Origin of the sequence: Streptomyces collinus Tu 365, assembly GCF_000444875.1 — a bacterium.
GTDB lineage: Bacteria > Actinomycetota > Actinomycetes > Streptomycetales > Streptomycetaceae > Streptomyces > Streptomyces collinus_A.
The window spans coordinates 5,340,619-5,357,778 of record NC_021985.1; the positions used below are offsets into that span (position 1 = coordinate 5,340,619).

The window sequence follows — 17,160 nt, forward strand, 5'->3', positions numbered from 1 at the left end:
CCCTCCGGCCGCAACTCCCTTTCCCCCGAGTGTCCTTCGGGGACGGCGGGAGCGCGAGGGGGCGAGGATCAAGGGGTGGGTGAGGATGTGGTGGTGGCCTCCTCGCGCGCGACCGCCGTCCGCGCGCCCCGGAGGGTGCGCCCCTCGGACAGGGCGAGGAACGCGCAGACCGCCGCCAGCGAGGCCTCCGCCACCGCGCACGCGGCCGCCTCGGCGAGCTGGGCACCGGCCGACGCCGTGGTGAGGTCGAACCACGCGTCGAGCACCGCCACCGCCGCCGTGGCGGAGGCGGTGAGACGGGCTCGGGGGTCCTCGCGCAGTCCGAGCGTCGCGGTGGCGGCGCACCCGGCGGCCAGCAGCACGTCGAGGCCGATCCAGGCCAGCGACCAGTGCCGCACCTGGGTGCTGCCCGGCAGGGTCAGGGCGAGCACCACCATCCACGGCACGAGCAGGACGGCCCCCGTCCCGAGCAGGAGCAACGCCCACCTCAACTCCGCTTTCATCACAGCCCCTTCGGTCGTCTTCCCGTCCCGTGCGCTCCACAGTAGACCGCAGAGAAAATTCTGCAAAGAAAAATCGGCACACATCGGGGACGACTCAGGGGTCCCCAGGGTTACGGTGACCCACATGAGCGACGGCATGCCCGAGATGACCAGCCTTGAGCGCACGGCGCTGTACAAGTCCCTCGGCAACCCCCTGCGCCGCCGGATCCTCGACTACCTCGGCCGGCACGGCGAGGCGAACTCCACCGTGCTCGCCCGCGAACTCGGCGAGAGCTCCGGCACCACCAGCTACCACCTGCGCAAACTCGCCGAGCAGCGGCTCATCGAGGAGATCCCGGAGAAGTCCGGCGGCCGCGAACGCTGGTGGCGCGCCCTCCCCTTCCGCCACACCACCCCGGACCCGGCGGCGATGACCCCCGAGGAGTACGCCGCCGCCGAACAGCTCGCCCACCTCAAGATCGAGGTCGACACCGCCCTCTTCCGCCGCGCCCACCAGGAGTACCGCGGCCCCGACGGCTGGGCCCAGGTCCAGCGCAACGGCACCTGGATGACCAGGGAGGACCTGCTCGCCTTCCTGCGTGACTACCACGCGCTGGTCGAGCGCCACGGCCACACCCGGGAGGAGGCCCCGGAGGGGGCGCGCCCGGTGTCGATGCGTTTCTACGCGGTGCCGGAGCGCGTGGGAGAGTGGAACGGTGAACCGACTGGCCCATGAGACGTCCCCGTACCTGCTCCAGCACGCCGACAACCCCGTCGCCTGGTGGCCGTGGTCGGCCGCCGCGTTCGACGAGGCCCGCAAGGCGAACAAGCCGGTTCTGCTGAGCGTCGGCTACTCGAGCTGCCACTGGTGCCATGTCATGGCCGGCGAATCCTTCGAGGACGAAGCCACCGCCGCCTACCTGAACGAGCACTTCGTCAGCGTCAAGGTCGACCGCGAGGAGCGGCCCGACGTCGACGCCGTCTACATGGAGGCCGTGCAGGCGGCCACCGGGCAGGGCGGCTGGCCCATGACCGTGTTCCTCACGCCGGACGCGGAGCCGTTCTACTTCGGAACGTACTTCCCGCCCGAGCCCCGGCACGGCATGCCCTCGTTCCGGCAGGTGCTCGAAGGGGTCCGGCACGCCTGGGACGAGCGGCGGGACGAGGTCGGCGAGGTGGCCGGGAAGATCGTGCGCGACCTCGCCCAGCGGGAGATCGCCTACCAGACCGCCCGGGTGCCGGGCGAGCAGGAGACCGCGCAGGCGCTCCTCGGGCTCACCCGCGAGTACGACCAGCAGCGCGGCGGATTCGGCGGCGCGCCGAAGTTCCCGCCGTCCATGGTGCTGGAGTTCCTGCTGCGCCACCACGCGCGGACCGGCGCCGAGGGCGCGCTGCAGATGGCCGCGGACACCTGTGAGCGGATGGCCCGGGGCGGCATCTACGACCAGCTCGGCGGCGGGTTCGCCCGGTACTCCGTCGACCGCGACTGGGTCGTGCCGCACTTCGAGAAGATGCTGTACGACAACGCCCTGCTGTGCCGGGTGTACGCGCACCTGTGGCGGGCCACCGGGTCCGACCTGGCCCGGCGGGTCGCGCTGGAGACCGCCGACTTCATGGTGCGCGAACTGCGCACCGGCGAGGGCGGGTTCGCCTCGGCGCTCGACGCCGACAGCGACGACGGCGAGGGGCGGCACGTCGAGGGCGCGTACTACGTGTGGACCCCCGAGGAGCTGCGCCGGGCCCTCGGAGAGGAGGACGCCGAACTCGCCGTGCGGTACTTCGGGGTGACGGAGGAGGGCACGTTCGAGCACGGCCGGTCGGTGCTCCAGCTCCCGCAGGGGGAAACCCTGTTCGACGCCGGCCGGGTCGCGTCGGTCAGGGAGCGGCTGCTGGCGGCGCGGGCGGAGCGGCCCGCGCCCGGCCGGGACGACAAGGTCGTGGCCGCCTGGAACGGGCTCGCGGTCGCCGCGCTCGCCGAGACCGGCGCGTACTTCGGCCGGCCCGACCTGGTCGACGCCGCGGTGGCCGCCGCCGACCTCCTCGTGCGGGTGCACCTCGACGAGCACGCGCGGCTCGCGCGGACCAGCCGGGACGGCCGGGTGGGACCCAACGCCGGTGTGCTGGAGGACTACGCCGACGTCGCCGAGGGCTTCCTCGCGCTCGCGTCCGTGACCGGCGAGGGTGTCTGGCTGGACTTCGCGGGGCTGCTCCTGGACCAGGTGACGACCCGGTTCACCGATCCGGAGAGCGGCGCCCTGTACGACACGGCCGCCGACGCCGAGCGGCTCATCCGCCGGCCCCAGGACCCGACCGACAACGCCACCCCCTCGGGCTGGACCGCGGCGGCCGGCGCGCTGCTGGGCTACGCGGCCCACACCGGTTCCGAGGCCCACCGGACCGCCGCGGAGCGGGCGCTGGGCGTCGTCAAGGCGCTCGGGCCGCGCGTGCCGCGGTTCATCGGGTGGGGGCTGGCCGTCGCCGAGGCGCTGCTGGACGGGCCGAAGGAGGTCGCCGTCGTCGGGCCGTCGGTCGACGAGCGGACGGCCGCCCTGCACCGCACGGCGCTCCTGGGCACCGCCCCGGGGGCGGTGGTGGCCGTAGGGACTGCGGAGAGTGACGAGTTCCCCCTGCTCGCCGGCCGTCCGCTGGTGGGCGGTGAGCCGACGGCGTACGTCTGCCGCAACTTCACCTGTGACGCCCCTACGACGGACCCGGAACGGCTGGGCGGGGCGCTGGGCCGGTCCTGACCGGCGAAGACGCGTGCGGACAGGAAAGCGAACTGTCCGTATGTGAGCAGGTGTTCGGATAGATCCCGCTACCCGACCGCCGTTCCGAAACACACTATTTATCGGAACGGCTGCCCTGTTTCACATTCCCCCCTTAGTCTCTGCACAGCGACGTCACGAGTGTGACGCACCGTCGCGTCGCTGGGGGTATCAAAGATCTGGGGGGATCTTGCTGACGTCTGTCTTCATCGCTGCTGTTTCGCTTGCCCTGTTCTGGATGGCCGCCTTCACCCTGTGGTGGCAGATGCACGCGTGGCGTACGCCCGAGGTGCTGGCCTCCACCCGGTTCAGCGCTCCGGACGGGGGCGAGCACCTGTCGTTCTCGCTGCTCCTGCCCGCGCGGCACGAGCAAGCCGTACTGGACCACACCATCCAGCGCCTGCTGGAGTCCTCACACACCGACTTCGAGATCATCGTGATCGTCGGACACGACGATCCCGGGACCACGGCGGTGGCCGAACGGGCCGCCGAGCGCGACCCGCGCGTCCGTGTCGTCGTCGACACCCACGAGAAGAAGAACAAGCCGAAGGCCATGAACACGGCGCTGCCGCACTGCCGCGGCGACGTCGTCGGGGTCTTCGACGCGGAGGACCAGGTCCATCCGGAGCTGCTGGCCCACGTCGACCACGCGTTCCGGACCACCGGCGCCGACGTGGTCCAGGGCGGGGTCCAGCTCATCAACTTCCATTCGAGCTGGTACAGCCTGCGCAACTGCCTGGAGTACTTCTTCTGGTTCCGTTCGCGGCTGCACCTGCACGCGCAGAAGGGATTCATCCCGCTCGGCGGGAACACCGTCTTCGTCCGCACGGACGTCCTCAGGGAGGCGGACGGCTGGGACCCCGACTGCCTGGCCGAGGACTGCGACCTGGGCGTGCGCCTGTCCAGCGTCGGCAAGAAGGTCGTCGTCGCCTACGACTCCGACATGGTCACCCGTGAGGAGACCCCGGGCTCGCTGATGTCGCTGCTGAAGCAGCGCACCCGCTGGAACCAGGGCTTCCTCCAGGTGTACCGGAAGAAGGACTGGAAGCAGCTGCCGGGCTTCGGGCAGCGGCTGCTCGCCCGGTACACGCTGATGACGCCGTTCCTGCAGGCGTTCTCCGGCGTGGTCATCCCGCTGAACACGGCCGTCGCGCTCTTCCTCGACGTGCCCGTCGGGATCGCCTTCCTGACCTTCCTGCCGCTGGTGACGGCCGCCGTCACCTTCGTCTTCGAGGTGGTCGGGCTGCACGACTTCGGCCGGCAGTACGGGCTCAGGGTCCGCTTCGTCCACTACGCCAAGCTCATCATGGGCGGCCCGTTCTACCAGGTCCTCCTGGCCGGGGCCGCGATCCGCGCCGTCTGGCGCGAGCAGCGCGGCCGCAACGACTGGGAGCTGACCACGCACGTCGGCGCGCACCTCGCCGCGGCCGAACCGATTCGAGAGGACGTTCCCGCGTGACCTCGATCCTTCCCGCGGTGACCGCTCCCGAGGTCCCCGCGCAGCGCACGGCCGTGCCCGCGGACCGTCCGGGCGGGCTGCCGCGGCCGCCGGAGCGGCTCCGCTCCTCCCGTTCCGACCTCCTGCTGTGCGGTCTGCTGCTCGTGGCGATCCTGGTGGTGCAGGCCTGGAACATCGCCGACTACCCGACCCTCAGCGACGACGAGGGCACCTACCTCGCCCAGGCCTGGGCCGTCCAGCAGGGCAGGGGCCTGGCCCACTACACCTACTGGTACGACCATCCCCCGCTGGGCTGGGTGCAGATCGCCCTGCTGAGCTGGATCCCGTCGGCGGTGAGCCCCGGTTCGATGAACGTGGGCAGCATGCGGGCCGTCATGCTCGTGGTCAGCGGCGTCAGCGCGGTGCTGGTGTACGTGCTGGGGCGCCGGCTCTCGCTGCCCCGCTGGGCGGCCGGGCTCGGCATGGTCCTGTTCGGGCTGTCCCCGCTGGCGGTCGTCCTCCAGCGGGAGATCTTCCTCGACAACATCGCGGTGATGTGGCTGCTGCTGGCGTTCTGCCTGGCGGCCTCGCCCAGCCGGCACCTGTGGCACCACTTCGGCGCGGGTCTCGCCGCCGCCGCGGCCGTGCTCACCAAGGAGACGATGCTCGTCGTCCTGCCCGCGCTGTTCGTCACGATGTGGCGGCACAGCCACCGCGACACCCGGAAGTTCGCCCTCACCGGGGCGGTCACCGCGTGCGTCCTGATCGGCTTCTCGTACCCGCTGTTCGCCCTGCTGAAGGGCGAGCTGCTGCCGGGCGCCGGGCACGTGTCGCTGTGGGACGGCATCAAGTACCAGATGTCCCGGCCCGGTTCGGGCTTCATCCTGAACACCTCCTCCGGTTCGTACGGGGTGCTGCACTCCTGGCTCTACTACGACCGGGTGCTGCCGCTGGGCGGCCTGGCCGGGGCCCTGCTGCTGATCGTCACCTGGCGCTGGTCGGTCACCGCGCGCGCCCTGGCCGGGCCGGCGCTGGCCGTGGCGATCCTCGCCGCGGTGGCGCTGCGCCCCAACGGCTACCTGCCCGCCATGTACGTCATCGGCGCCCTGCCGTTCCTGGCCCTGGTGCTGGCCGGCGGCACCGCCTCGGTCGCGCACGCGGTGCTGCGCCGCCGCCGGGCCACGGGCGAGAGGCGCCACGTCACCGGTCTCCGGTACGCCCTGGCGGCCGCGCTGGCCCTGGTGGCGGGCGCCTACGTCGTGCCGCACTGGTACGACGGCGACCGCACGGCCCTGACCGCCGACGCCAACCGGCCCTACCGGCAGGCGTCCGCCTGGCTCGGCACCCGGGTCGAGGACCCGGCGCACACCCGGGTCCTCGTCGACGACGCCCTCTGGCTGGACCTGGTGCACGCCGGGTACCGGCCCGGGCTCGGCGCCATCTGGTTCTACAAGGCCGACCTCGACCCGGCCGTCACCAAGACCATGCCGCACGGCTGGCGGGACATCGACTACGTCGTCGCCTCGCCCACCGTCCGCCGCGACGCCCGGGACCTGCCCAACGTCAAGGCGGCCATCCGGCACTCCGAACCGGTCGCCGTCTTCGGCACCGGAGCGGACCGCATCGAGATCCGGCAGGTCCGGACGGCAGCCGCGGGAGGCGCGCGATGAGCGGCCACGAGTACACCGTCCCGGCCCCCGGCCTGGACGCCGCCGAGGTCGCCGAGCCCGGCGCCGTCACCATCGTCGTCCCGACGTTCAACGAGTCCGCGAACGTCGGGCAGTTGCTGCGGCAGATCACCGAGTCGGTGCCCGCGCGGCTGCCCTGCGAGGTCGTCTTCGTCGACGACTCCACCGACGACACCCCCGAGGTGATCCGGCGGGCCGCGCAGGACTGCCCGTTCCCGGTGGCCGTGCTGCACCGGGAGGAACCGGTCGGCGGGCTCGGCGGGGCGGTGGTCGAGGGGCTGCGGGCGGCGGCCTCGGAGTGGATCGTGGTGATGGACGGCGACTGCCAGCACCCGCCGTCCCTGGTGCCCGAGCTGGTGGCCACCGGCGAGCGGGCCAACGCCGGTCTCGTCGTCGCCTCCCGGTACATCGAGGGCGGCAGCCGGGCCGGTCTCGCCGGCAGCTACCGGGTGGCCGTCTCACGCGGCGCGACCTGGCTGACCAAGGCCCTCTTCCCGCGCCGGCTGCACGGCATCAGCGACCCCATGAGCGGCTTCTTCGCCATCCGGCGCAGCGCCGTCACGGCGGACGTGCTCAAGCCGCTCGGCTACAAGATCCTGCTGGAGCTGGCTGTGCGCAGCCGGCCCCGGCAGGTCGCCGAGGTGCCGTTCGTCTTCCAGGACCGGTTCGCGGGGGAGTCCAAGTCGACCGCGAAGGAGGGCCTGCGCTTCCTGCACCACCTGGCCGGGCTGCGCACCGCCTCGCCGCTCGCGCGCATGGTCGGCTTCGGGCTGATCGGCGCGAGCGGGTTCGTGCCGAACCTCGTCGGCCTGTGGGCGCTGACCGTCCTCGGAATGCACTACGTGCCCGCCGAGATCGTCGCCAACCAGTTCGGTGTCGCCTGGAACTTCCTGCTCATCGAGCAGCTGCTGTTCCGCGACCGGCGCGCGCACCGCCGCTGGTGGGACCGGCTGGGCCGGTTCGCGCTGCTCGCCAACGCCGATCTGGTGCTGCGCATCCCCCTGATCGCGCTGCTGGTGGACCGGTTCCGTATGGGCGCGCTCCCCGCCACCGCGCTCGCGCTGGTGCTGACGTTCGTCCTGCGCTTCGTGGGGACCGAAGCGCTGGTGTACCTCCCGCGCCGCCGCCGCGGGGCTCGTACGACCGCTAGGAGAGCCGTGTGAACAAACGCCGCAGACGGACCGCGCTGGTCGGGGTGGGTGCCCTGACCGCGGGTCTGCTTCTGAGCTCGCCGGAGCACGCCGTTGCCGCCAACCTCGTGCAGAATCCCGGCTTCGAGACCGCCGGTACGGACGACATGCCGTACTGCTGGGAGAAGTCGGGGTGGGGCGACAACGACTTCAGCTTCCAGACCGTCGCCGACGCGCACTCCGGCGCCAAGGCGATGAAGGTGACGCTGACCCGGCGCACCGCGGGCGACCGCAAGGCGCTGATCACCGAGTCCGCCGCGTGCGCCCCGGCGGTCAGCGTCGGCAAGCAGTACGATCTCGGGCTCTGGTACAAGACGACCACCCCGGACGCCAACATCACCGTCTTCCGGCACGACGCGACGGCCGGCTGGCAGTACTGGACCGACCTCAAGACGCTGGACATGGCGTCGGCCTGGACGAAGGCCACCGTGCGCACGCCCGAGGTGCCGGCCGGCACCGACCGGATCACCTGGGGCGTCTCCGTCTACGGCACCGGGTCGGCGACCACCGACGACTACACCATGGACCAGGTGCCGGACGTGGTGCCGCCCGCCTCGTGCACCGGCACCAGCACCCAGTGCGCCGACGGCAGCTGGTCGGTGCTGCCGACGCAGAACCCGGTGCGCTCCATGCACTCCGTCGTGCTCAACAACGGCAAGGTGCTGCTGATCGCCGGTTCCGGCAACAGCGAGGAGAACTTCAACGCGGGGACGTTCACCTCCGCGGTGTACGACCCGGCGAACGGCACGTACAAGGTCATCCCGACCCCGAAGGACATGTTCTGCGCCGGGCACGTGCAGCTCCAGGACGGGCGGGTCCTCGTCATGAGCGGCAACAAGGCCTATCCGGTGCCGGGCGGCCACGGCTACGAGGGCTTCAAGGACTCGTACGTCTTCGACCCGAAGACGGAGACCTACAGCAAGACGAACGACCTCAACGACGGGCACTGGTACCCCTCGGCCACCGAGCTGGGCAACGGTGACGTCATCTCCTTCGGCGGGCTGCGCGAGGACTCCACCGGGTCGGTGACCGCCGAGCTGTGGTCCGACAAGGACAAGCAGTGGCAGCCGCTGTGGAAGGTCAACCAGACCTGGTCGTACTGGGGTCTGTACCCGGCGATGGTCCTGATGCAGGACGGCCGCCTCTTCTACACGGGCAGCCACGTCTTCGGCAACAACATCCCCGGCACCGGTTCGGCGATCTACGACTACGGCGCCAACACCGTCACGCAGATCCCGGGGCTGCAGAACAAGGACCAGCGGGACCAGTCGGCGAGCGTGCTGCTGCCCCCGGCGCAGGACCAGAAGGTCCTCACCATCGGCGGCGGCAACATCGACTCCAACCCGGACGCGAACCGCCTGACCGACGTGATCGACCTCAAGCAGGCGAACCCGTCGTACATCGCCGGGCCGCAGATCCCGCAGGGCAAGGTGGACCTCGGCAACGGCAAGATCGCCGAGACCGGCGCCCAGGGCAAGATGTACGTCTCCGCGGTGCTGCTGCCCGACGGCAAGGTGCTGGAGACGGGGGGCGGGCTGCACAACCGCGCCGACCCGGTGTACGAGTCCTCGATCTACGACCCGGGCAGCAACACCTTCGACCCGGTGGCCGCCGACCCCGAGTCGCGCGGTTACCACTCCTCGGCGTTCCTGCTGCCCGACGGCCGGGTGATGGCCACCGGCGACAACCCGGGCAACGGCACCTGGAACCACAACGTGTCGATCTACACCCCGCCCTACCTGTACAAGGGCACCCGGCCCGCGATCACCTCGGTGATCAACCAGGAGTGGAAGTACGGCGACACCCAGCGGATCACCGTCGACCGGCCGATCGCCAAGGCGGAGCTGATCCGTCCGGCCGCGGTCACCCACTCCTCCGACCCCAACCAGCGTTTCGTCGACCTGCCGCTGTCGGTGAGCGGCAACAACGTCGACCTGAACGTGACGAACAACCCCAACCTGGCGCCTCCCGGCTGGTACATGCTGTTCGCGGTGGACGCGGGCGGGGTGCCGTCGGTGGCCAAGTGGGTGCACCTGACGGGGCCGGCGGCGCTGAGCGCCACGGCGGCCGCGCCGCACGTCCACTCCTTCGCCGACTCCCTGTCCGGGAAGGTCTCCGGACCCGGCGAGAAGCGGACGTCGCAGCCGGTGAGCCCGACCATCTCCGGCTGCGACCGGCACTACGGCACGGTCAACGTGTGCGTGCCGACGGCCTTCCCGCGCCAGGTGGGGAAGACGGCCGCGGCCCGCTGCGCCTGGCTGGCGCGGAACCACTACGGCCGGCTGAAGGTCAACGGCGGTGACGACCCGCTCGGCCTCGACCGGAACCGGGACGGTGTGGCCTGTGGAAAGGCGGACGTGCGCAGGGGCTAGTCCCGCCCGCTGAACTCCGCGAGGGCGCGCTCCACGACGGCTTCCAGCTGGTCGTGGTGCGCGCCCTTCCAGTAGGCGCGGCCGCAGTCGGCGCACTGGGCGAACACGTCGTACGACCGCCGGGTGCCGCCCTTGAGCTGTGCGGCGACCTCCTCCTTGGTGGCCTGCCGCAGCAGGCCGTTGCAGGCGGTGCAGCGGGTCCAGGGGCGCAGCTCGGGCGCGAAGCGGTCGAGGACGTCGCGCAGTTGGTCCTCGGGGCTGGTGCTGTACACGTACGCCCCGGCCCACAGCTCGCGGCGGCGCAGCAGCCCCCGGTCGCGGCTGAGCAGGACCCGCTGCTCCGCCGCGGAGCGGGCGGCCAGGGCCGGGTCGCCGATGTCGGTCGACTCGTACGCGGCGTCCACGCCGAGCAGGCGCAGCCGGCGGGCGAGCGTGCCGAGGTGGACGTCGAGGAGGAAGCGCAGCGGGGCGCCGGGGACCTGCTGGGGGCGGCGGACCGGGCGCACCTCGACCGTCTCGCCGGCCTCGGGGACGTGCGAGACGGGCATCTCCCGGCCGTCGACGACCAGGGTGCCGACCTCGGTGAGCGGCACGCCCAGGGACTCGATGACGTGCCCGAGCGTCGAGACGCCGTCGGTGCCGAGCGGTGTGGCGCCGGCCCGCCGGGCGGCCGGTACGAACAGGTGCAGTTCGGGGGCGACTTCGACGTGGATCTCGGGTCCGTTCACGGTGTCAGGATCGCACGCGGGGCGGGAGCGTGGCCTCAGGGTTTCCGGCTGGGCAGCCCGTGTTCCAGGACGTCGAGGGTGCGGTCGATCAGCGCCGTCAGGTCGTCCCGGCAGCCGTTCTCCGCCCAGTACATGGACGTCTCCATCAGGCCGCCGATCAGCGACATGGCGTAGACCCGGACCTCCAGGCCGTCCGGGTCGCGGCCGGTGCGCTCGGCGACGGCCGCGCAGAGCATGCGGCCGGTGGCGGACATGCTCTCCCTCATCCGGGAGCGCACCGCGGGGACCTGGACCGTGAGGCGGGCGCGCAGCCGGGCGACCTCCGGGTCCTCGCATGCGCCGAGCCGGACGGCCCGGCGCATGACGTACCGGAGGGTGTCCGGCCAGGGCTCCTCGGCGGGCCGCTGCCTGATCTCCTCCAGGACGACCGGGTCGAACTCGTCCGTGAGGACGATGTCCTCCTTGGTGGGGAAGTACCGGAAGACGGTCGACGGTGACACCTCGGCGCGCTCGGCGATCTGGTCGATCGTCGTGGCGTCGTAGCCGTGTTCCCTGACCAGCGCGTAGGTGGCGGTGCGGATCGCCTCGCGGGTCCTGATCTTCTTGCGTTCGCGCAGCCCCGGCTGCGGCCGGTCGGCGGAGGGGAGGGGGGAACGTGCGGCCGTCATGCGGTCATTGTCCGGCATCCGCCGCGGCGCTGGTCATCTCCGGATCGACCCGCGCCTCGCTTCGCACGGCCATGAAACGGCAGTAGCTGTCAAAAGCGTGTAACTGTCGATACACCGAGCTCGCGCACGAAGAACGGCCACGGCGGGGGCCGTGGCCGGGAGGGAAGGGGCGGGTGCTCACGCGTGCCGGTAGGCCACCAGTGAGATGCCGACGTAGTGGACGACGAACGCGGCGAGCGTGAGGGAGTGGAAGACCTCGTGGAAGCCGAACCAGCGCGGTGAGGGGTTCGGGCGCTTGATGCCGTAGACGACGCCCCCGGCGCTGTAGAGCAGACCGCCGACGATCACCAGGACCAGGACGGCGATGCCCCCGGCGCGCAGGAAGTCGGGCAGGAAGAAGACGGCCGCCCAGCCCATCGCGAGGTAGCAGGGGGTGTAGAGCCAGCGGGGGGCGCCGACCCAGAACACGCGGAAGACGATGCCCGCGGCGGCCGCGGCCCAGATGCCCCACAGCAGCCACTGCCCCTTGGCGTGCGGCAGCAGCAGCATCGTCAGCGGGGTGTAGGTGCCCGCGATGATCAGGAAGATGTTGGCGTGGTCGAGGCGGCGCAGCACCCCGTCCATCCGCGGGCTCCAGTTGCCCCGGTGGTACAGCGCGCTGACGCCGAAGAGCAGGCACGCCGTGAGGACGTAGATACCGCAGGCGATTCGGCCGCGGGGGGAGTCCGCGAGGGCGGTGAGCACCAGCCCCGCGATGAGCACGGCCGGGAACATCCCGAGGTGCAGCCAGCCGCGGAGCCTGGGCTTCACCGGATGCGGCAGGGAGAGCGCGACGGGACCGCGGCCGTCGGCCGGCGTGTCCCTGGGCGCGTCGGATGCGGACGCAGTCATGGGGGGCATGGTATCTACGCCCCCGTAAGTCGCGCGACAGCGCGCCCTGGTGAGCGGCCGTAACGCAAAAAGTCCTTCTGTTGAACTCCACGCGTACGCAAAGAATCACGGAAACCGTGGGATTCCTCACGTCGCTCACCTGTGATGCCCTCTGGACATATGGGCACTAGAATCGGATGATCAAATGAGTGCGGTCGGCACCGGATGAGCGCCCAAGGTCAACACCCTGAAGCATCCGGGTCGCGGCCCCCACGGGGCGACAAGACAAAAAATCCCTCTTTTAGGAGCAATCGTGGCGCGCGACATCGCGGCTCCCACCGGCATCCCCACCCAGCACCAGGAACTGATCTCGTGGGTCAACGAGATCGCCGAACTGACCCAGCCGGACAGCGTGGTCTGGTGTGACGGATCCGAGGCCGAGTACGAGCGACTGTGCGAAGAGCTCGTGGCCAAGGGGACCTTCAAGAAGCTGGACCCGATCAAGCGCCCGCACTCCTACTACGCCGCCTCCGACCCGACCGACGTCGCCCGCGTCGAGGACCGGACCTTCATCTGCTCCGAGAAGGAGGCGGACGCCGGCCCGACCAACCACTGGAAGGCCCCCGCCGAGATGCGGGAGATCTTCTCCGGTGACAAGGGCCTGTTCCGCGGCTCGATGCGGGGCCGCACGATGTACGTCGTGCCCTTCTGCATGGGCCCGCTCGGCTCCCCGCTGTCCGCGATCGGCGTGGAGATCACCGACTCCGCCTACGTCGCCGTCTCCATGCGCACGATGACGCGCATGGGCCAGGCCGTCCTGGACGAGCTGGGCGACGAGGGCTTCTTCGTCAAGGCCGTGCACACCCTCGGCGCCCCGCTGGAGCAGGGCGAGCAGGACGTCCCGTGGCCGTGCAACTCCACCAAGTACATCTCGCACTTCCCCGAGGACCGCGAGATCTGGTCCTTCGGCTCCGGCTACGGCGGCAACGCCCTGCTCGGCAAGAAGTGCTACGCGCTGCGCATCGCCTCCGTGATGGCCCGCGACGAGGGCTGGCTCGCCGAGCACATGCTCATCCTCAAGCTCACCCCGCCGCACGGCGAGTCCAAGTACGTCGCCGCGGCCTTCCCGAGCGCCTGCGGCAAGACCAACCTCGCCATGCTGGAGCCCACGATCTCCGGCTGGACCGTGGAGACCATCGGCGACGACATCGCCTGGATGCGGTTCGGCGAGGACGGCCGCCTGTACGCGATCAACCCCGAGGCCGGCTTCTTCGGCGTCGCGCCCGGCACCGGTGAGCACACCAACGCCAACGCGATGAAGACCCTGTGGGGCAACTCCGTCTTCACCAACGTCGCCCTCACCGACGACGGCGACGTGTGGTGGGAGGGCATGACGGAGGAGACCCCGGCCCATCTGACGGACTGGAAGGGCCGCGACTGGACCCCGGACTCCGCCGAGCCCGCCGCGCACCCCAACGCCCGCTTCACCACCCCCGCCTCGCAGTGCCCGATCATCGCGCCGGAGTGGGAGGACCCCAAGGGCGTGCCGATCTCGGCGATCCTCTTCGGCGGCCGCCGCGCCAGCGCCGTGCCGCTGGTGACCGAGTCCTTCGACTGGAACCACGGCGTCTTCCTCGGCGCCAACGTGGCCTCCGAGAAGACCGCCGCCGCCGAGGGCAAGGTCGGCGAGCTGCGCCGCGACCCGTTCGCGATGCTGCCCTTCTGCGGCTACAACATGGGCGACTACATGGCCCACTGGGTCGACGTCGCCAAGGACAAGGACCAGTCCAAGCTGCCGCGGATCTACTACGTCAACTGGTTCCGCAAGAACGACGAGGGCAAGTTCGTCTGGCCTGGCTTCGGCGAGAACAGCCGCGTCCTGAAGTGGATCGTGGAGCGCCTCGACGGCAAGGCCGAGGGCGTCGAGACCCCCATCGGCGTCCTGCCGACCAAGGAGTCCCTGGACACCGACGGTCTCGAACTGTCCGCGTCCGACCTGGACTTCCTGCTCACGGTCGACAAGGAGGTCTGGCGCGAGGAGGCCGCCCTGGTCCCCGAGCACCTCGACACCTTCGGCGACCACACCCCGAAGGAGCTGTGGGACCAGTACCGCGCGCTCGTGGAGCGCCTCGGCTGATCCCGCCGCACGGACTCCACGGCCGGTTGGGATGCCCTGACCAGCGATCGTCACGGCCGGCCGTGGTGACACCCCGAAGGCCCCGCACAACGGCGTGCGGGGCCTTCGACATGTGCCGCGTGGTGTGTGGCGCCCGGTCCGCGCGTCGCTGCGGATGCGCGCGGACCGGGGCCGTTCAGGGGGACCCGGGCGGGTCAGTGAGCCGTGCTCAGCTCCTTCGGGCCGGTCAGCGCGGCCGTGTGCGCGTCCATCCGCTCGGCCGCGAGGATCGCCGCCGCGGTGTCGGCCCGGGAGGCCGCCACCACGAGCGCGCGGCCGGCCAGGGCGTGCGCGCGCCGGTGGAGGACGGCGGGGTCGCCGGACGCGCCGGGCGCCGCGCGCAACGGCGTCCGCCCGCCCCGCAGGCGGCAGATTTCGCGGGCGAGCCGCTCGGCGGCGGTGTCCAGCTCCGCGGACGCGGTCAGGGCGCGCAGGTCGTCGGTGACGGCGAGCAGCGCGCCGAGGTGCCCGGCGAGCTGGATGTCCAGCTCCTCCTCGCGCGAGCGGTGCGGGAAGTCGGACGGCGGGCCGGCCGGCGTGCTGTGGACCGACTTGGTGCGGATCGGTTCGTACATGGGCGGCCTCCTGTGCGCTGACAGGAAACCATCCTAGCTTGGAATTCGTCTAAAGTTGAGTCGTGTCACGGAACGCGGTCCGGCGGCCCCGGTGCGCTACGGCTGGCCGTAACCGTCCAGGAAGTTCGCGATCCGGCCGACCGCGTCCCGGAGGTCGCCGGCGTTGGGCAGGGTCACCACACGGAAGTGGTCGGGCTCGGGCCAGTTGAAACCGGTGCCCTGGACGACCATGATCTTCTCCTGGCGCAGCAGGTCGAGGACCATCTGCCGGTCGTCCCGGATCTTGAAGACCTTGGGGTCCAGGCGCGGGAACAGGTACAGCGCGCCCTTGGGGCGAACGCAGCTCACGCCCGGGATCTGGGTGAGCAGGTCGTAGGCGACGTCCCGCTGCTCCAGCAGCCGGCCGCCCGGCAGCACCAGGTCGTCGATCGTCTGGCGGCCGCTGAGCGCGGCGACCACGCCGTGCTGCCCCGGCATGTTGGCGCACAGGCGCATGTTCGCCAGGATCGTCAGGCCCTCGATGTAGGAGTCGGCGTGCGCGCGCGGGCCGGAGATCGACATCCAGCCCACGCGGTAGCCGGCCACCCGGTAGGCCTTGGACATGCCGTTGAAGGTGAGGGTCAGCAGGTCGGGGGCGATCCTGGCGGTCGGGGTGTGCGTGGCACCGTCGTAGAGGATCTTGTCGTAGATCTCGTCGGAGCAGACCAGCAGGTTGTGGCGGCGGGCGATGTCGGTCAGGCCCTTGAGCACCGCCTCGTCGTAGACCGCGCCCGTGGGGTTGTTCGGGTTGATGATCACGATCGCCTTGGTGCGGTCGGTGACCTTGCGCTCCACGTCGGCGAGGTCGGGCATCCAGTCGGACTGCTCGTCGCAGCGGTAGTGGACGGCGGTGCCTCCGGAGAGGGAGACGGCGGCGGTCCACAGCGGGTAGTCCGGAGCCGGTACGAGCACCTCGTCGCCGTCGTCCAGCAGGCCCTGCATCGCCATCACGATCAGCTCGGAGACGCCGTTGCCGATGAAGACGTGCTCGACGTCCGTCTCGACGCCGAGGGTCTGGTTGTGCATGACGACCGCGCGGCGGGCGGCCAGCAGGCCCTTGGCGTCGCCGTAGCCGTGCGCCGTGGAGACGTTGCGGAGGATGTCCTCCAGGATCTCCGGCGGGCACTCGAAGCCGAAGGCGGCGGGGTTGCCGGTGTTCAGCTTCAGGATGCGGTGACCGGCCGCCTCCAGCCGCATCGCCTCCTCGAGGACCGGCCCCCGGATCTCGTAACAGACGTTGGCGAGCTTCGTCGACTGGATCACCTGCATGACCGTGAGCTTACGGCCCGGTAACGCCTCATGGGCCGTGTTATCCGCCACGTGAGACAAGGAGTTTTGCGCCGTTATCGCCGGTAGCTGTCACAGGCGTCCCTCACGTCTCTAGAATTCGCGCCCATGTCCACCGAACGCGACCAAGGGGCGGGGGCGTCCGGAGCGCACGGAGCGGGTGGCGAACCGGGGGGCGCACCGAACGTGTACCACCCGCGCAACGCGCCGGCCCCGTCGTACGACGAGTACGCCGACCCGGCCACCGCCCATGGCTGGCAGAACGCCTACGACGAGACCCGCGAGCTGCCGCCGGTCCGGATACCCGTGGCGGAGCCCGGGCCCGGGCCCGCGCCGGTGTCCCCGGCGCCGGCGCCGCACGAGCCCGCCGGCGGGCCGGGCCGCGCCGATCTGCGGCGGCGGCGCCGGCGGGGCGGGCGCCGCCGGGTCGCCGTCGTCGCCGGGGTGCTCGGCACGGCCGGCGCCGTCGCGGTGATCGCCGCGCTGACCGGTTCCGGCTCCCCGGGCGGCCGGCAGCACCCGGCGAGCGAGGGCCGGGTCTCGCCCGACGCCGCGTCCGCGCGGCCGAAGAGCGGCTCGCCGGCCGCCACCGCCACCAGCGGCGCGCCCGGCGCCGTCTCCGCGCCGCCCGCCGCGCCCACGCGCACGGCCGACTCGGCGCCCGCTTCCACCACCGCGCCGGCCGGCGGGCCGACGCACGCGCCCACGACACCGCCCGGCACGCCCTCCGGATCGCCGTCCGCCTCGCCCGAACCGACCCTCACCAGCACGCCGACGGCCTCCTGGACCTCCGGGCACCCGGGCCACGGCCACGGCCACGGCGGCGGCAAAAGGCCCGGGAGCGGACTGAACTGACGGGCCGTCGGGCAAACCGATCGCCTA

Annotated in this window: 14 protein-coding genes; 8 read left to right on the forward strand and 6 right to left on the reverse strand. The window is 71.5% G+C overall.

Annotated elements, in window-relative coordinates; all coding sequences use genetic code 11:
• Positions 1–68 precede the first annotated feature (68 nt).
• The gene (locus tag B446_RS23375) at positions 69–503 is read right to left on the reverse strand and encodes a hypothetical protein (protein ID WP_148305741.1); all 435 of its coding nucleotides are present in this window, start codon (positions 501–503) and stop codon (positions 69–71) included.
• Positions 504–627: 124 nt separating this feature from the next.
• Here B446_RS23375 and B446_RS23380 point away from each other — a divergent pair, with 124 nt between their 5' ends.
• The 6 genes from B446_RS23380 (at position 628) to B446_RS23405 (ending at position 9,935) form a co-directional block, all read left to right on the forward strand.
• Positions 628–1,218, forward strand: a complete 591-nt coding sequence (locus B446_RS23380) for an ArsR/SmtB family transcription factor (RefSeq protein WP_043476316.1) — start codon at positions 628–630, stop codon at positions 1,216–1,218.
• On the forward strand, positions 1,199–3,229 hold the full coding sequence (locus B446_RS23385; protein WP_020941900.1) for a thioredoxin domain-containing protein: 2,031 nt from the start codon (positions 1,199–1,201) through the stop codon (positions 3,227–3,229). The genes B446_RS23380 and B446_RS23385 overlap by 20 nt, the downstream gene beginning before the upstream one ends.
• A gap of 208 nt (positions 3,230–3,437) precedes the next feature.
• Complete coding sequence (locus B446_RS23390; protein WP_043476319.1) at positions 3,438–4,706, forward strand: glycosyltransferase; 1,269 nt, start codon at positions 3,438–3,440, stop codon at positions 4,704–4,706.
• Positions 4,703–6,355 carry an ArnT family glycosyltransferase gene (locus tag B446_RS23395; RefSeq protein WP_020941902.1) on the forward strand — a complete coding sequence of 551 codons (1,653 nt, stop codon included), beginning with the start codon at positions 4,703–4,705 and terminating at the stop codon, positions 6,353–6,355. Before B446_RS23390 ends, B446_RS23395 begins: the two co-directional genes overlap by 4 nt.
• Positions 6,352–7,536: a glycosyltransferase gene (locus B446_RS23400; protein ID WP_020941903.1), complete on the forward strand. Its 1,185-nt coding sequence runs from the start codon at positions 6,352–6,354 to the stop codon at positions 7,534–7,536. The genes B446_RS23395 and B446_RS23400 overlap by 4 nt, the downstream gene beginning before the upstream one ends.
• Positions 7,533–9,935, forward strand: coding sequence for a galactose oxidase early set domain-containing protein (locus B446_RS23405; RefSeq protein WP_020941904.1), 2,403 nt, complete (start codon positions 7,533–7,535; stop codon positions 9,933–9,935). Before B446_RS23400 ends, B446_RS23405 begins: the two co-directional genes overlap by 4 nt.
• On the opposite strand, the gene B446_RS23410 is transcribed toward B446_RS23405, so the two are convergent.
• The 3 genes from B446_RS23410 to trhA form a co-directional block, all read right to left on the reverse strand.
• On the reverse strand, positions 9,932–10,663 hold the full coding sequence (locus tag B446_RS23410) for a Mut7-C RNAse domain-containing protein (RefSeq protein ID WP_020941905.1): 732 nt from the start codon (positions 10,661–10,663) through the stop codon (positions 9,932–9,934). The two genes, B446_RS23405 and B446_RS23410, sit on opposite strands and share 4 nt — an antisense overlap.
• A gap of 35 nt (positions 10,664–10,698) precedes the next feature.
• The gene (locus tag B446_RS23415; RefSeq protein ID WP_043476321.1) at positions 10,699–11,331 is read right to left on the reverse strand and encodes a TetR/AcrR family transcriptional regulator; all 633 of its coding nucleotides are present in this window, start codon (positions 11,329–11,331) and stop codon (positions 10,699–10,701) included.
• A 177-nt stretch (positions 11,332–11,508) separates the two neighbouring features.
• Entirely contained in the window at positions 11,509–12,222 is a 714-nt protein-coding gene (gene trhA, locus B446_RS23420; RefSeq protein WP_020941907.1) for a PAQR family membrane homeostasis protein TrhA, read from the reverse strand.
• Positions 12,223–12,514: 292 nt separating this feature from the next.
• On the opposite strand from trhA, the gene B446_RS23425 reads away from it, so the two are divergent.
• Positions 12,515–14,338 (forward strand): phosphoenolpyruvate carboxykinase (GTP), encoded by a 1,824-nt coding sequence (locus B446_RS23425; protein ID WP_020941908.1) that lies wholly within the window; start codon positions 12,515–12,517, stop codon positions 14,336–14,338.
• Positions 14,339–14,532: 194 nt separating this feature from the next.
• On the opposite strand, the gene B446_RS23430 is transcribed toward B446_RS23425, so the two are convergent.
• Together B446_RS23430 and B446_RS23435 are read right to left on the reverse strand one after the other, a co-directional pair.
• Positions 14,533–14,952 (reverse strand): hypothetical protein, encoded by a 420-nt coding sequence (locus B446_RS23430; protein ID WP_020941909.1) that lies wholly within the window; start codon positions 14,950–14,952, stop codon positions 14,533–14,535.
• Between the two features lie 96 nt (positions 14,953–15,048).
• Positions 15,049–16,260, reverse strand: a complete 1,212-nt coding sequence (locus tag B446_RS23435; protein ID WP_020941910.1) for a pyridoxal phosphate-dependent aminotransferase — start codon at positions 16,258–16,260, stop codon at positions 15,049–15,051.
• Positions 16,261–16,386: 126 nt separating this feature from the next.
• Here B446_RS23435 and B446_RS23440 point away from each other — a divergent pair, with 126 nt between their 5' ends.
• Positions 16,387–17,133 (forward strand): hypothetical protein, encoded by a 747-nt coding sequence (locus B446_RS23440; RefSeq protein ID WP_234967541.1) that lies wholly within the window; start codon positions 16,387–16,389, stop codon positions 17,131–17,133.
• Positions 17,134–17,160 lie beyond the last annotated feature (27 nt).

Coding starts and splice junctions, on each gene's coding strand:
- B446_RS23375 (WP_148305741.1), bottom strand. CDS start 503: ATGAAAGCGGAGTTGAGGTGGGCGTTGCTCCTGCTCGGGACGGGGGCC.
- B446_RS23380 (WP_043476316.1), top strand. CDS start 628: ATGAGCGACGGCATGCCCGAGATGACCAGCCTTGAGCGCACGGCGCTG.
- B446_RS23400 (WP_020941903.1), top strand. CDS start 6,352: ATGAGCGGCCACGAGTACACCGTCCCGGCCCCCGGCCTGGACGCCGCC.
- B446_RS23415 (WP_043476321.1), bottom strand. CDS start 11,331: ATGACGGCCGCACGTTCCCCCCTCCCCTCCGCCGACCGGCCGCAGCCG.
- trhA (WP_020941907.1), bottom strand. CDS start 12,222: ATGACTGCGTCCGCATCCGACGCGCCCAGGGACACGCCGGCCGACGGC.
- B446_RS23430 (WP_020941909.1), bottom strand. CDS start 14,952: ATGTACGAACCGATCCGCACCAAGTCGGTCCACAGCACGCCGGCCGGC.
- B446_RS23435 (WP_020941910.1), bottom strand. CDS start 16,260: ATGCAGGTGATCCAGTCGACGAAGCTCGCCAACGTCTGTTACGAGATC.
- B446_RS23440 (WP_234967541.1), top strand. CDS start 16,387: ATGTCCACCGAACGCGACCAAGGGGCGGGGGCGTCCGGAGCGCACGGA.